General features: G+C 45.4%; 14 protein-coding genes. 11 read left to right on the top strand and 3 right to left on the bottom strand.

Going from position 1 to position 14,854, the window contains the following annotated elements; translation table 11 throughout:
* The first annotated feature begins 37 nt into the window (after window positions 1-37).
* From ES017_RS02095 to ES017_RS02070, 6 genes are all read left to right on the top strand, one after another.
* Window positions 38-1,213, top strand: a complete 1,176-nt coding sequence (locus tag ES017_RS02095) for an ISL3 family transposase (RefSeq protein WP_171334679.1) — start codon at window positions 38-40, stop codon at window positions 1,211-1,213.
* A 139-nt stretch (window positions 1,214-1,352) separates the two neighbouring features.
* A complete protein-coding gene (locus ES017_RS02090; RefSeq protein WP_171334762.1) occupies window positions 1,353-2,336 on the top strand; it encodes a TAXI family TRAP transporter solute-binding subunit in 984 nt (327 codons plus the stop codon).
* A 65-nt stretch (window positions 2,337-2,401) separates the two neighbouring features.
* On the top strand, window positions 2,402-2,914 hold the full coding sequence (locus tag ES017_RS02085; protein WP_171334678.1) for a DUF1850 domain-containing protein: 513 nt from the start codon (window positions 2,402-2,404) through the stop codon (window positions 2,912-2,914).
* Entirely contained in the window at window positions 2,904-4,844 is a 1,941-nt protein-coding gene (locus tag ES017_RS02080; protein WP_171334677.1) for a TRAP transporter permease, read from the top strand. The genes ES017_RS02085 and ES017_RS02080 overlap by 11 nt, the downstream gene beginning before the upstream one ends.
* A 236-nt stretch (window positions 4,845-5,080) precedes the next feature.
* Window positions 5,081-7,306, top strand: coding sequence for a catalase/peroxidase HPI (gene katG, locus ES017_RS02075; protein WP_171334676.1), 2,226 nt, complete (start codon window positions 5,081-5,083; stop codon window positions 7,304-7,306).
* A 144-nt stretch (window positions 7,307-7,450) separates the two neighbouring features.
* A complete protein-coding gene (locus tag ES017_RS02070) occupies window positions 7,451-8,350 on the top strand; it encodes a DMT family transporter (protein WP_171334675.1) in 900 nt (299 codons plus the stop codon).
* An 11-nt stretch (window positions 8,351-8,361) separates the two neighbouring features.
* Here ES017_RS02070 and ES017_RS02065 read toward each other — a convergent pair whose 3' ends face one another.
* Both ES017_RS02065 and ES017_RS02060 read right to left on the bottom strand, forming a co-directional pair.
* Window positions 8,362-8,664 (bottom strand): AzlD domain-containing protein, encoded by a 303-nt coding sequence (locus ES017_RS02065; protein WP_003399258.1) that lies wholly within the window; start codon window positions 8,662-8,664, stop codon window positions 8,362-8,364.
* The gene (locus ES017_RS02060; RefSeq protein ID WP_003399257.1) at window positions 8,654-9,343 is read right to left on the bottom strand and encodes an AzlC family ABC transporter permease; all 690 of its coding nucleotides are present in this window, start codon (window positions 9,341-9,343) and stop codon (window positions 8,654-8,656) included. Before ES017_RS02060 ends, ES017_RS02065 begins: the two co-directional genes overlap by 11 nt.
* A gap of 126 nt (window positions 9,344-9,469) precedes the next feature.
* Here ES017_RS02060 and ES017_RS02055 point away from each other — a divergent pair, with 126 nt between their 5' ends.
* Together ES017_RS02055 and ES017_RS02050 are read left to right on the top strand one after the other, a co-directional pair.
* Complete coding sequence (locus tag ES017_RS02055; protein WP_003399256.1) at window positions 9,470-9,646, top strand: hypothetical protein; 177 nt, start codon at window positions 9,470-9,472, stop codon at window positions 9,644-9,646.
* A complete protein-coding gene (locus ES017_RS02050; protein WP_171334674.1) occupies window positions 9,643-10,401 on the top strand; it encodes a serine/threonine protein kinase in 759 nt (252 codons plus the stop codon). The genes ES017_RS02055 and ES017_RS02050 overlap by 4 nt, the downstream gene beginning before the upstream one ends.
* A gap of 14 nt (window positions 10,402-10,415) precedes the next feature.
* Here ES017_RS02050 and ES017_RS02045 read toward each other — a convergent pair whose 3' ends face one another.
* A complete protein-coding gene (locus tag ES017_RS02045; protein ID WP_003399254.1) occupies window positions 10,416-10,745 on the bottom strand; it encodes a helix-turn-helix domain-containing protein in 330 nt (109 codons plus the stop codon).
* A 181-nt stretch (window positions 10,746-10,926) separates the two neighbouring features.
* Here ES017_RS02045 and ES017_RS02040 point away from each other — a divergent pair, with 181 nt between their 5' ends.
* Genes ES017_RS02040 through ES017_RS02030 form a run of 3 tightly spaced genes read left to right on the top strand, consistent with a single transcriptional unit; the run spans window position 10,927 to window position 14,794 of the window.
* Entirely contained in the window at window positions 10,927-11,937 is a 1,011-nt protein-coding gene (locus ES017_RS02040; RefSeq protein WP_003399253.1) for an asparaginase, read from the top strand.
* Window positions 11,938-13,350 carry an aspartate ammonia-lyase gene (aspA, locus tag ES017_RS02035; RefSeq protein WP_171334673.1) on the top strand — a complete coding sequence of 471 codons (1,413 nt, stop codon included), beginning with the start codon at window positions 11,938-11,940 and terminating at the stop codon, window positions 13,348-13,350.
* A 28-nt stretch (window positions 13,351-13,378) separates the two neighbouring features.
* Complete coding sequence (locus ES017_RS02030; protein WP_171334672.1) at window positions 13,379-14,794, top strand: NAD-dependent malic enzyme; 1,416 nt, start codon at window positions 13,379-13,381, stop codon at window positions 14,792-14,794.
* The last annotated feature ends 60 nt before the right edge of the window (window positions 14,795-14,854 follow it).

Here is a 14,854-nt window from a genome sequence, read left to right as displayed (position 1 = left end):
TAAAGGTGACCAAACCAAACCATGGAGGGAAATTCGCATGTACTCTCAGTTTATCAAAGAACTCATCGATTTACCAGATGTTTTGATTCAAAAGGTGCGGAAAGAAGGGGAACGTTGGATTTTCGAACTTTCTCTACCCGAACAATGCCCGTTATGTCCTGTCTGCTTGAAGCGCACGATCAAAATGACAGACAAAAAGAAGCAATGGATGCATGGCTATGCTCAGCGAATCGGAATTTTTTGGATCGAACTTCCTGTCGAGCGCAGACGTTGTAGCACGTGTGGCGTGACGTTCAGCACGTCGTATCCAGCCATCTCTCCTCGAAGTGTGGCGACGGATGCGTTTCAGCGATGGGTCGCGCAATCTTGCATCGGAACATCCATTCAGGCGGTGGCTCGTATGCTCAAGCTTCCTTACACGACCGTTGAACGATGGTTTTATACCCATGCCCCTTCCTTCCTATCGAATGATATCCAACCAAAGGCGGTTTGTGTCGATGAGTTTGCGTTTCGAAAAGGGCACGACTATGGAGTGGCGATCATGGATGCCGAAACGGGAGAAGTGTATGCCATGGAAGCAGGAAAGAACGAGGAAGCCATTGGGCGTGCATTGGCTCATGTGTCTCGTTCCGTTCAGTATGTCGTGAGTGACTTGGCTCCAGCGATGAAAAAAGCGATTCAACGGGTTTGCCCAGAGGCGACACATGTCGTCGACTATTTCCATGTCATTCAGCTGTTTACCGATGCGTTAGAACGTTGTCACAAATATTTGGGCAAAGGAGGCAAGAAACACGGAAATGTTCGTTACGTTTGCCGTTTATTGAGCCAATGCCCAGAGAAATTGACGGAGGAAGAACGTCAAATCATACGAGAATGGTGTAATGAAAGCGATTACTTAAAGTCTGTTTACCAATCGCTCCAACATGTTCGCTATGTGTTCAAAAGCAAAGATGAGCAACAGGCGAAACGACGCTTGAAGGCTTGGATTCATCGGTATTTGTTTTGTCCTTGTTCCGTTGTTCGTGCCATCGCAAAATCACTCGTCAAACGAACAGACGAAATGATATCGTGCATTTTATCCCATTATTCGAATGGGAAGATGGAGGGAACGAATAACAAGATCAAGCTGATGAAACGTCGGGGATACGGATACCGAAATATCCAGCGTTTTGCACTGCGGGTTCGGCTGGAAACAGCTAACATACTTTCATGACAGGTGCAAGTACATCTTTTGGTGATGAACCAAATTTCCGATAATTTGGAAAAAAATAAAAAATGATTTGACATGTTTCTAGTAGTTTATGATATTATAGTGCTGTGACTTTTGAAATAGAAAAGAAGGGGTGGTTATGATGAGAAAGTTACGTAGTAGTATGTTGTTTGTCGTGTTGTTAGCGTTTACAATGATTGTCACGGCATGTAACGGGGGGAACGAGCAAGGAAGTAGCGGAGGAGAGAAAGAGAAAGTCAAAAGCATTAGCATTTTAACAGGTGGTACAGGTGGTACATATTATCCGCTCGGTGGAGCGATGGCGAGCATCATTCAAGAGGAGACAGGAATTAACGCGAACGCACAATCTTCAGGTGCTTCTGCGGAAAATATGAACACGTTAAAACAAGGAGAAGCGGAGGTGGCGTTTGCACAAACGGATATCGCCTCTTACGCATTGAATGGGGAATTAATGTTTGAAGGAAATAAAGTAGAAAACGTACAAGCGATCGGTACGCTTTATCCAGAAACAGTTCAAATCGTAACGACAAAAGACAGCGGCATCGAATCAGTTGAAGATTTAAAAGGAAAAACAGTATCCATCGGTGCGCCAGGTTCTGGAGTTAGCGCAAACGCACAACAAATTTTAGAAATTCACGGCATTTCTTTAAACGACATTAAAGTACAAAACTTATCTTTTGATGAGTCTGTCGACGGCATTCAATCAGGCAGCATCGATGCGGCGTTCGTTACAGCTGGTACGCCAACAGGTGCAGTTGAAGCGTTAGCTGCTCAAAAAGAAGTGAAGATTGTACCGATTTCTGCTGAGAAAGTGAAACAATTGATTGAAAAATATCCGTTCTACGCGGAAGATACAATTCCTGCTGGTACGTATGGAATTGATTCAGACGTTACAACTGTAGCAGTTAAAGCGATGCTTGTCGTTCGCAAAGACTTAGATGAAGAGACAGTATACAATATTACAAAAGCTATTTTTGAAAATACAGACAAAATTACGCATGCGAAAGGAAAGTTAATTAAAGCCGAAACAGCGCTCGATGGCATCGGCAACATTCCGTTGCATCCAGGAGCGGAAAAATACTTTGCTGAAAAAGGCGTAAAATAAAGAAATGTGATGATAGACCGACGTTGCTCGGTCTATCGTTTCGTTTTGTTTAAAGGTGAATGGTGATGTCTTTGCTGAAACGTTTCTTTTTTTTGCCCTTGTTCATCATCCTTGCTTGCTTGTTTTTCTTTCCTTATAAGCAAGTCGTGGCGTTTTATTTCGAAGATTCCGATCGTCTCATCGCATTTTTTCCGATCGCTGAATCGCAAACGTTTCAAATCGTTTATACACATTCGATTCATTTCACCGATGTTGTCGAAACATATACGATATTCGAAAAAGAACTCGTACTTACAGAGTTGATGTATGAGAACTTTGCGGTTGGAATGCCATCGAATGCGGAAGGAAATGAAGTGTTCGAACGAAAAAACGGGAAGTACGTCATTACAAATATGAACCGTCGCTTTCGAACGATTGATCTCCGCATCGGCCAAGTTCGGGCTAATCATCGCCTCATCTACAAAGAAAAAGAAGTTGTGCTCGGTGAGAAGATCGGTTATGGCAAGTGGGTGAGAATTGTTCCAACTCGAATCAGTTTATGGCAGCAGTTGAAAGGAGTGAACATCATTGACGAATGAAAAAGTTGACGTATTATCAGCTGAAGAACAACAAAAAATACTAGAAAAATACGATCCCGAATCGAATACGCGCAAATTGACAGGGGTTTTTCAAAAAGTTGTGTTTGTGGGATTGTTAGCTTTTTCATTGTTTCAGTTGTATACGGCTATTTTTGGCGTCTTTACTGCGCAAATTCAACGTTCCGTTCACTTAGGATTTGCGTTAGCCCTCATCTTTCTTTTATTTCCTGCTCGGCGCGGAAAAAGAAAGAGCGGAAAACTTCAAGTAGCATGGTACGACATCGTGCTCGCTTTATTAAGCATTTACGTCGGTTTATATTGGCCGCTTCATATTGATAAGATCGTCATGCGTGTCGGCATGCTATCTGATCAAGATTTTTACACAGGCGTTTTGGCAGTTTTGCTTGTGTTAGAGGCGACGCGTCGCGCGGTTGGTTTGCCGATTACCATTATCGCTATTTTATTTTTATCGTACGGTTACTTTGGCGAAATGATGCCGGGCTTTTTGCGTCATAGCGGTTTGAGCTTGCAACGTCTCGTACAAACGATGTTTTTTACGACGGAAGGAATTTTAGGAACGCCATTAGGTGTATCGTCGACATTTATTTTCCTCTTCTTATTGTTCGGTTCGTTTCTCGTGAAAACAGGTGTTGGGCAATATTTCAACGATTTAGCAGTGGCGATTGCCGGTCGAAGCACAGGAGGTCCGGCAAAAGTAGCCATCTTCTCTAGTGCGCTACAAGGAACGATTAGCGGAAGTTCTGTCGCAAACGTTGTGACGTCAGGATCTTTTACAATTCCGATGATGAAAAAGCTCGGCTATAAAAAAGAGTTTGCCGGAGCGGTCGAGGCTGCAGCGTCAACAGGTGGGCAGTTGATGCCGCCAATTATGGGAGCGGCAGCGTTTCTTATGGTCGAGTTTATCGGTGGCGGGCTCACTTATTGGGATATCGCAAAGGCAGCTGCGATTCCAGCCTTCTTATATTTCGCAGGCATTTGGATTATGACGCACTTTGAAGCGAAGCGCATCGGTTTAAGTGGACTGTCAAAAGAAGAAATGCCAAATCGAAAAGAAGTGTTTAAGAAAATTTATTTGCTTATTCCGATTATTGCGGTCATCGTCTTATTGACGGCTGGTGTGACTGTTACGCATGCGGCGTTATATTCCATCGCCATCGCCATCGTCGTCGGATTTATAAACCGCGACTCGAATATGAAACTTGTCGATATCGTTTATGCGCTTGTAGACGGAGCGCGGACAGCGTTAGGGGTCGCTGCCGCTACTGCAGCTGCCGGAATTATTGTCGGCATCGTGACGAAAACAGGATTAGGGTTAAAGCTCGCAAACGGATTGCTTGATATTGCAGGAGGGCATTTATTGCCAACGTTATTTTTAACGATGATTGCGGCGATCGTTTTAGGAATGGGATCGCCAACAACCGCGAACTACGTCATTACGTCAACGATTGCTGCGCCAGCCATTATTTTGCTTGGTGTTCCTGATTTATCGGCTCATTTATTCGTGTTTTACTTTGGGATTATTGCAGATATTACTCCTCCGGTGGCGCTCGCGGCTTTTGCCGCTGCTGGTGTATCAGGTGGGGAGCCGATTCGCACCGGAGTTCAATCGGCGAAGTTGGCGATTGCGGCGTTCATTATTCCGTACATGTTCGTCTTATCCCCACAGCTGCTTATGATTGATACAACTATAACGGAATTGCTTTGGGTCATCTTCACGGCCGTTACAGGAATGATTGCCATCGGTGCAGGGATGGTTGGATATTGGATGCGCAGTTTGCATTGGATTGAGCGAGTCGTTGCGGTTGGCGCCGGTGTGATGCTCATTAACCCGACTGTTTGGTCAGATGTCATCGGTCTTGGCAGTTTTGTAATTTTACTTGTTTTACAATTCGTTTGGAAACGAAAATAACTAGCTTACAACTGAAGAAAACAACAGAAAGTCAGCGTATGATACGCTGGCTTTTTCTATTGATTGGAAGTAACAAGAGTATATACATAAAATTCATTATTTTTAATCAAAAATATAATATATAACATAATAAAAATATCAATTATATGTTTCTTTTTATTTGATTTTTATTTCTTATTTAGTATAATTCTAAATGTATAATGATTTTCATTTTAAAGTGAATGGAGGAAAGGAACATGGAAAACAACAATCAAGCAAATGGAGGAAAATGTCCTTTTCATCACGGTGGAGCGACAAGTGTACAATCGAGTGGCACAGTAAATCAAAATTGGTGGCCCAATCAATTAAACTTAAATATTTTAAGACAGCATGATAAAAAGTCGAACCCGATGGGAGAGCAGTTCGACTATGCTGCGGAGTTTGAAAAATTAGACTATGAAGCTTTGAAACAAGATTTGCGCGACTTAATGAAAAACTCGCAAGATTGGTGGCCGGCAGATTACGGTCATTACGGCCCTTTGTTTATTCGTATGTCTTGGCATGCGGCAGGAACGTATCGCATTGGCGACGGCCGAGGCGGTGCTAATCGTGGCACGCAACGTTTTGCCCCTTTAAATAGTTGGCCTGACAATGCGAATTTAGATAAAGCGAGACGGCTACTATGGCCGATTAAGAAAAAATACGGGAATAAAATTTCTTGGGCGGACTTGCTCGTTTTAGCTGGTACAGTGGCGATTGAAGATATGGGTGGAAAAACGATTGGCTTTGGAGCTGGGCGCGAAGACGTTTGGCATCCTGAAGAAGATGTTTATTGGGGAAGCGAAAAAGAATGGCTAGGAGATGCACGCCATACGGATGATCGCCAGTTAGAAAATCCGCTTGCTGCCACGCAAATGGGGCTTATTTACGTCAATCCTGAAGGGCCAAACGGCAATCCGAATCCGCTCGCAAGCGCACGTGACATTCGTGAAACGTTTGCGCGCATGGGAATGAACGATGAAGAAACGGTCGCTCTCATCGCAGGCGGCCATACGTTCGGTAAAGCGCATGGAGCAGGGGATGCTTCTCATGTCGGTCCCGATCCAGAAGCGGCGCCGATTGAAGCGCAAGGATTAGGATGGCTTAGCACATATCGTTCTGGCAAAGGAAGCGACACGATTACGAGCGGGATAGAGGGGGCATGGACGCCTACACCGACGACATGGGATCATAGCTATTTTGATTTATTATTCGGGTACGAATGGGAGTTAACGAAAAGTCCTGCCGGGGCTTATCAGTGGAAGCCTGTGCAACCGAAAGAAGAACATCTTGCGCCCGATGCGGAAGATGCAACGAAAAAAGTGCCGACGATGATGACAACGGCCGATTTAGCTTTACGAATGGATCCAGCGTACGAAAAAATTGCTCGCCGTTTCCATCAACATCCTGAACAGTTTGCCGATGCTTTTGCGCGCGCTTGGTTTAAACTAACTCATCGCGACATGGGGCCAAAAACGAGATATTTAGGTCCAGAAGTGCCGGAAGAAGATTTTATTTGGCAAGATCCGATTCCTGCAGGAGATGTGGAATTGACGGAAGAAGAGATTGCACAATTAAAGGAAAACATTTTAAACTCGGGCTTAACTGTGAGCGAGCTCGTTGCGACAGCTTGGGCTTCAGCGAGCACGTTTCGCGTTACCGACTATCGGGGAGGAGCGAACGGAGCGCGCATCCGTCTTGCGCCACAAAAAGATTGGGAAGTGAACGAACCGGAGAAACTTCAAAACGTATTACGTGTATTCGAACGTATTCAAAGTCAGTTTCATAAACACGTGAGCCTCGCTGATCTGATCGTGCTTGGCGGCAGCGCAGCAGTAGAAAAAGCAGCCCGCGATGCCGGGTTTCATGTCACTGTTCCGTTTGCGCCAGGGCGCGGCGATGCGACGCAAGAACAAACTGATGTAGACAGCTTTGCGGTATTGGAGCCTATTGCTGATGGGTTCCGTAACTATCAAAAGAAACAATATCACGTCAGTCCAGAAGAGTTGCTAGTGGAAAAAGCATTTTTACTCGATTTAACAGCGCCTGAAATGACCGTATTAATTGGCGGGTTGCGCGTTCTCGGGGCGAATTATAGTAACGCGAAACATGGCGTATTTACTGATCGAGTAGGCGTGTTGACGAATGACTTTTTCGTCCATTTGCTTGATATGAACATCGAATGGAAGCGACAAGAAGGTGGCATTTATGAAGGGCGAGACCGAAAAACGGGCGAATTGCTTTACACAGCAACAAGAGTCGACCTTGTCTTTGGGGCAAATTCCATTTTACGTGCTATCGCAGAAGTGTATGCCCAAGATGACAATAAAGAAAAGTTCGTCAACGATTTTATTCAAGCTTGGGTCAAAGTGATGAACGCCGACCGCTTTGACTTAAAACGAAAAAAGCAAAACAAACAACAAACGATGTTTAAACGATCATGATATGTCAGCTGTCGTCGAAACAATCGGCGGCAGCTTTTTCTATGTGCCATATTCGGAAAGATGAAAATAATGAATACATTTTGATAAAATAAAAGATGAATAGAAGGTGGTAACGACTTGTAGAAAAAAGAAGGAGAAAGAAGGATGAGACAAACGTTTCTCGGTTCGTTGTATTTATCGCTCGCGGCTAGCATTTGGGGTGGGATGTATGTCGTGAGTAAATATGTGCTCGATTACGTTCCACCCTTTACGCTCGTATGGCTTCGTTATGCGATCGCTTTTTTTGTATTATGGATGATTTTACGGCTAAAGCGCATCCCGATGCCGAAAGGAAAGGACGATTGGAAGCAGATCATACGTATCGGCATCGTCGGATATGTTGTTTCAATTTCACTCCAGTTCGTCGGGACGAAATGGTCGGATGCGCACACCGCGTCGCTCATTACGTCAGCAACTCCTGCGTTTATCGTCATCTTCGCTCGTTGGCTGTTGAATGAAACGGTGACGCCGCGAAAACTAAGCGCCCTTTTACTAGCAACGATCGGGGTTGTTGTGATCGTTGGCTGGAGCGAGGGAGAGGCGACGTCGTTTTTCGGGAACGTGCTACTCGTCGGAGCTGCGGTGACGTGGGCGCTTTTGTCTGTGCTCGTCAAAATGGCATCTGCGCGCCTTTCCGTATTAGTGATGACGACATACGCGATTTTTGTCGCCCTCATTGGCACAACGCCGATGATGGTATGGGAATGGCTAGAACGGACGTCACAAACGTTTTCGTTTTCGGTCGTGCTCGGGATTTTTTATCTCGGGATCGTGTCGACGGCAGGAGCGTTTTTTCTTTGGAATAAAGGGATGGAAATGATGGATGCGGGCGTCGGTTCACTCTTTTTCTTTTTCCAGCCACTTGTCGGTTCTTTATTCGGTTGGCTTTTTTTACATGAACAATTGCGTCTATCTTTTTGGATTGGCGGGGTGTTCATTATCATTGGGGTCGTCATTGCTGTTTTCGAGAAAAAAGAAAGAAAAAGTCAGCGCCTCACACGCTGACTTTTTTTATGTCACACCATCGTATATACCGTTAGCACGAGGACGGATATTAAAACGACGCCCATGATGTTGACGCCGAGCCAAGAAGCAATGACAGCGCTGAAAAAGCCGAGAATGCCAAACAACCGATCGTCTTGGATAAAAAAAATGCCTGGGATAATTAATGCGCCGAGCGTGGCGTATGGAACGTTTCGCAATACACCGCGCCAAAACGGCGGCAATTCGATGCGATGAAATAGCGTCAATGGCAACATGCGCGGAATGTATGTCACAAGCCCCATGCCAAGAATGATGAGAAAAATGTTACTGTGCATATTCCGTCTCCTTTCCTTTTTCTACAACCCATTGAATACATATAGCGGAAATGATTGTAGAGATGACGATCGCCCATCCTTTCGGGACGTGAAGCCATAATAAAAGCACGCAGTTGATGGCACCGGCGCAAACGGCGAGCCATAGCGCTTTCCGTTCTGTTTTGACGGCAGGAACTAACAAGCCGATAAACATCGCATAAAGGGCAACGGATAAGCTTACTTGTACATTTTCGGGCAAGTGCGCGCCAACGATATGTCCGATTGCAGAATGGACGACCCAACTGCTGTAGGAAATGAAAATGAGTCCGAACATATACGAAGCAGAAACGGTACCTTGTTTCATCGAGGCGACCGAAAACGTTTCGTCCGTAATGCCGAATGCGTATAGCGCTTTTTTCCATAGCGAATCGTTTTCTGCTTTTTCATTGAGCGACGCCGACATTAAAAAATGCCGAATGTTTAAAATAAACGTCGTTAAAATGATTTCAAACGGACCGGTGCCAAGAGATAGTAAATTGAGCGAAATGTATTGCGCCGCCCCTGCAAATACAATCATGCTCATAAGCGTCGTGTCCATAAGCGACAGCCCTGTTGATTTCGCTAATAAACCGAACGTTAGCGCAACAGGCGCATATCCGATCGCAATAGCTACTCCTGATTTTATCCCATCTCGAAACATATGATCTCCCCCTTCTTATGTATTTTCTTAAAATTTTTTCTATTTCGCAAGGATATACTTTAAATATGAAACTTTTTTCTTATTTTTCCGTATAGTAAGCTATCCGTTATGAAGGGGATGATAACCATGCTGAAAAAATTGCTTGAGATGCTTTTACACAAAAATATGCACAAGCATCGTTACAGCAGCAGTGACCGTTATACGTACCGTCCGCATCGCCATCCGTCGCAATACGGCTATAAACATTATAAAAAGAAGCATCGTAGCCATAGCGTATTTTCTAGCTTTTTTGGCAGTTCATGATTTTTATTGAAAAGCCGTATCGGGAAGGAACGGTCGTAAACGGGCGATACACGATTGAAGCGCGGCTCGGTGAAGGAAGCTACGGGATAACATATGTGGCGCGCGATGAGGAGACGAACCAGCTTGTCGTTGTAAAGCAAATGAAGCGAACGAAAAAAAAGAAGCGAATCGCATCGTTTGAACGAGAAGCGCTCATGTTACGAAAGCTAAACCATCCGCAAATTCCAAAGCTATATGATATGTTCGATGCGCGCGGCATTCCGCATCTTGTCATGGAATATATTGAAGGGGATACGATAGAGACGCTTATTTTTGATAAAAATAAAACGTACGATGAAAAAGAAGCGTTTTCACTATTGGCCGATGTGTTGCGTGTCGTGCAATACATTCATGAGCACGGCATTGTACATCGCGACTTGCGCATCCCAAATATCGTTTTTCGCAACGGGATTGTATATGTGCTCGATTTTGGACTTGCGCGCTTTTTATACGAAAAAAATGAACGGTTGTTTACACTTGAACAGCGGCTTAGGCGAACGATTGATGTAAAAAGCGACATATATGCCCTCGGTCATTTTTTACTGTTTTTATTGTATTCTTCTTATGAGCCGACAGAGGACAAAGAGAAAAGTTGGGAAGACGAACTTTCCTTGTCAATAGAGGCGCGTTGCGTGTTGCGGCGCATGTTGCAGTTGGATCTGCCGTATGCATCTGTTGCGCAATTGGCGCGCGATGTTGCTGATGTGATTGGATAGGCGTTGCATGGCGCCTATTTTTTATTTTCGATGTCGCGTTTTGCGCGGATGAATGCGATGAGTTGAATGATTTCGTCTTCCGTCACGGCTTCACCGTCTACTGTCAGTCGAACCGTCGGGCGAGTGAGCTCAATCGACGGTTGTTCCTCGTCTGTTGCCCCGAGTAAGTAGTCTGTCGTTGTGCCAAACAACGTCGCCAGCTCCTTGACAGCTTCGAGCGACGGCTGGCGATAACCGGACTCATAGCCGGCGTATGTGCTTTTTGCGATATTGAGTTGATCGGCAATATATTGCAACGACCATTGCTTTCTCTTTCTTAATTCCGATAATCGTTTCGAAATCATCATGTTTCTCCCCCTTTTTTGCTGTTCGCGAAATGAATAAAAGCACTTGTTATTTTCTTTTTTTCTGAATATAATTGAAATGAAGGTACGCGAATCGCGAACGGATGTATTTATAGTTTACACTACATGACACAAAGAATACAATAGATGACTTAAAATCGCCATATTTGAGGTGACGATAATGAAAAACATTTTGTTGCTTGCGACAGGTGGTACGATTGCTTCCGTGCTGAGCGAAGAAGGGCTTACACCAAAGTTGACGGCACAGGAGCTGACGAGCTACATTACGATTGAAAATCAGCCGTATCATTTAGATAGCCAAATTTTAATGAACATCGACAGCACAAACATGCAGCCGGAGCATTGGCGTGACATTGCGGAGGCGATTTATGAGCAATACGATCGCTATGACGGCTTTGTCGTGACGCACGGAACGGATACGATGGCGTATACGGCAGCTGCGTTGTCATATATGCTTCAAAACGTGAATAAACCGATTGTATTGACCGGCTCTCAAGTGCCGATCGGCTTTCCGAAAACGGATGCGAAAAAAAATATACGCGATGCGCTTCGTTTTGCGTGCGAAGATGTGAGTGGGGTGTTCGTCGTTTTCGATGGGCGCGTTATTTTAGGTACGCGGGCAGTAAAAATGCGGACGAAAAGCTATGATGCGTTCGAAAGCATTAACCATCCGTACGTCGCTTACATTCATCACGATCGCATCGATTATCAATACGAACTGCCAAAGCCGATCGGCAAGTTGCAATTTGATCCGTCGCTTTGCCCGGACGTGTTTTTACTGAAGCTTCATCCGGGCACGAAGCCAGAAATATTTGATTACATTCGCCATTTATATCGCGGCGTCATTATCGAAAGTTTTGGAAGCGGCGGTGTGCCGTTTCAAGGGCGCAATTTGTTGCCGAAAATAAAGGAGCTAATTGATGATGGCATGGCCGTTGTCATTACGACGCAATGTTTAGAAGAAGGAGAAGATTTAACATTATATGAAGTTGGGCGAAAAGTGGCGCAAAATACCGTCATTTTATCAGGCGATATGAACACGGAAGCGATCGTGCCGAAGCTCATGTGGGCGTTAGGGAAAACGACGAATGTGCTTGACGTAAAAAAGATAATGGAAACGCCGATTGCCAATGACATGACAGAAAAAGAAGGGGAAAGTTGGGATGCATAAATGATGCAAACGAAAGCAGTACGAATCGAACGAGATTTGCTTGGTGAAAAAGAAATTCCGTACGATGCTTATTATGGTATTCAAACGATGCGTGCGGCCGAAAATTTTCCGATTACAGGGTATCGTCTTCACCGCGAGCTCATTCAAGCGATGGCGACCGTAAAAAAAGCGGCAGCGCTCGCGAATATGGAAACAGGTCAACTTCCGCGGCGCATCGGTGAAGCGATCGTGAAAGCAGCCGAGGAAGTGATCGACGGGCAATGGCACGATCAATTTATCGTCGACCCGATTCAAGGTGGCGCAGGAACGTCCATCAACATGAACACAAACGAAGTGATCGCGAATCGCGCACTTGAATGGCTGGGGGAGCGAAAAGGGAATTACGATGTCATTAGCCCAAACACGCACGTCAATATGTCGCAATCGACAAACGATGTGTTTCCGACTGCCATTCATATTGCGGTGTTGAAGATGATCGATCAACTGCTTCAAACGATGGAACATATGCATGACGTGTTCGCCGATCAGGCGAAACGGTTTGACCACATCATTAAAATGGGACGAACGCATTTACAAGATGCTGTTCCGATTCGGCTCGGGCAAGAGTTTGAAGCGTATCGCCGCGTCGTCGCTCGCGACATGAAGCGCATCGCTCAGTCGCGCCAACATTTGTATGAAGTGAATATCGGGGCGACGGCAGTCGGAACGGGCTTAAATGCTGATCCTGCCTATATTGAACGCGTCATTTTTCATCTCGTTCAGTTGACGCGCTTACCGCTCGTGCGTGCAGCACATCTCGTCGATGCGACGCAAAATACAGATGCTTATACGGAAGTATCAGCTGCGTTAAAAGTATGTATGATCAACATGTCGAAAATCGCGAACGATCTTCGTCTTATGGCGTCTGGCCCGCGCGCAGGGTTAGGGGAAATTACGTTGCCTGCCCGCCAGCCGGGGTCGTCCATTATGCCGGGGAAAGTGAATCCGGTCATGGCAGAAGTCGTCAATCAAGTGGCATTTCAAGTCATCGGAAACGATCATACAATTTGTTTAGCGTCAGAAGCTGGTCAGTTAGAATTAAACGTCATGGAGCCTGTGCTCGTCTTTAATTTGCTTCAGTCGCTTCATATGATGGACAACGTATTCCGCGTGTTTACAGACTACTGTTTAGCCGGCATTGAAGCGAATGAAGAACGGTTAAAACAACATGTCGAAAACAGCATCGGCGTCATTACGGCAGTCAATCCGTACATCGGTTATGAAGCGGCGTCGCGCGTGGCGAAAGAAGCGCTACAAACAGGGAAATCGGTGCGTGAATTATGTATCGAGTACGATTTGTTGAACGAAAAGCAATTAAATGATATTTTAGACCCGTATGCGATGACAAGTCCGGGTATCGCAGGTAAACATTGAAGAAAATGATGAAAAGGAAGGTAACGACATGGCAAGCGGAGCAAACATGCACATCACGGTTCGGTTACAATTTGCGAAAAACGTCGTCTCTTTTAGCGACATCGCCACGGCGATTGGACGAGCTGGCGGTGATATTGTCGGCATCGACGTCATTTCCTCCAGCAAAACGCATACAGTGCGCGATATTACAGTAAGCGTCCTCGACTCGAAACATGCGGATGTCGTCGTCGATACGTTGCGCAAAACGTCTGGCGTGAAAGTCATTCACGTTTCAGATCGGACGTTTTTAATGCATATCGGTGGAAAAATTGAAGTGAAATCGAAAATTCCGATTAAAACGCGCGATGATTTAGCGCGCGTGTACACGCCGGGGGTGGCGCGCATATGTACAGCGATCGCGGAAGATGCGACGAAAGCTTATTCATTGACGATTAAACGAAATACCGTTGCGGTCATTTCAGACGGCACGGCGGTGCTCGGTCTTGGGGATATTGGGCCGTATGCGGCGATGCCTGTCATGGAAGGAAAAGCGATGTTATTTAAACAGCTCGCCGGCGTTGATGCGTTCCCGATTTGTTTAGATACGAAAGATACGGATGAAATTGTTCAAATCGTAAAAGCGATTGCCCCAGCTTTTGGCGGCATTAATTTAGAAGATATCGCTGCGCCGCGTTGTTTTGAAATTGAGGAGCGGTTAAAACAAGAGTTAGATATTCCTGTATTTCATGATGACCAACACGGTACAGCCGTCGTCTTGCTTGCAGGTTTACTTAATGCGTTAAAAATTGTAGATAAAAAGATTGAGGATATTAAAGTCGTATTAACGGGCATCGGAGCAGCAGGAATCGCTTGCACGAAAATATTGTTGGCGGCCGGTGTGAAAAACATTATCGGCGTGGATCGACAAGGGGCGATTCATCGTGGCGTCCAATATGACAATCCGTATTGGAACGAATATGCGCACATGACGAATCCGGAAAATATAAGCGGCACGCTTTCAGACGTTATCGCCGGGGCGGACGTATTTATTGGCGTATCCGCACCAGGCATTTTAACGGTAGAAGATGTGAAAAAAATGGCGAAAGATCCGATCGTTTTTGCGATGGCCAACCCTGTTCCAGAAATTGATCCAGAAGTGGCGGAACCGTACGTTCGCGTCATGGCGACAGGTCGATCCGACTATCCAAACCAAATTAATAACGTTCTTTGCTTCCCGGGCATTTTCCGCGGGGCGCTAGATTGCCGCGCCATTGAAATCAATGAAGAAATGAAACTCGCTGCCGCTCAAGCGATCGCCTCGGTCGTCACAGACGAAGAACTAAGCGAAACATACATTATCCCGAGCGTGTTCAACAATAAAGTGGCAGAAAAAGTGCGCGAAGCCGTCATGAAAGCGGCATATCAAACAGGCGTTGCCCGCAAGGACGATATGATGTTCAAGTAAAACATGGCGTCATCACGCCATGTTTTTTACATTTTTTCACATCACATTCACATGTTTCAA

The sequence above is a fragment of the Anoxybacillus sp. EFIL genome (assembly GCF_013096955.1).
In the GTDB taxonomy this organism is placed as follows: Bacteria; Bacillota; Bacilli; order Bacillales; family Anoxybacillaceae; genus Anoxybacillus; species Anoxybacillus ayderensis.
Note: the sequence above shows the minus strand (reverse complement) of the source record. Positions and strands in the feature narration are given on the sequence as shown.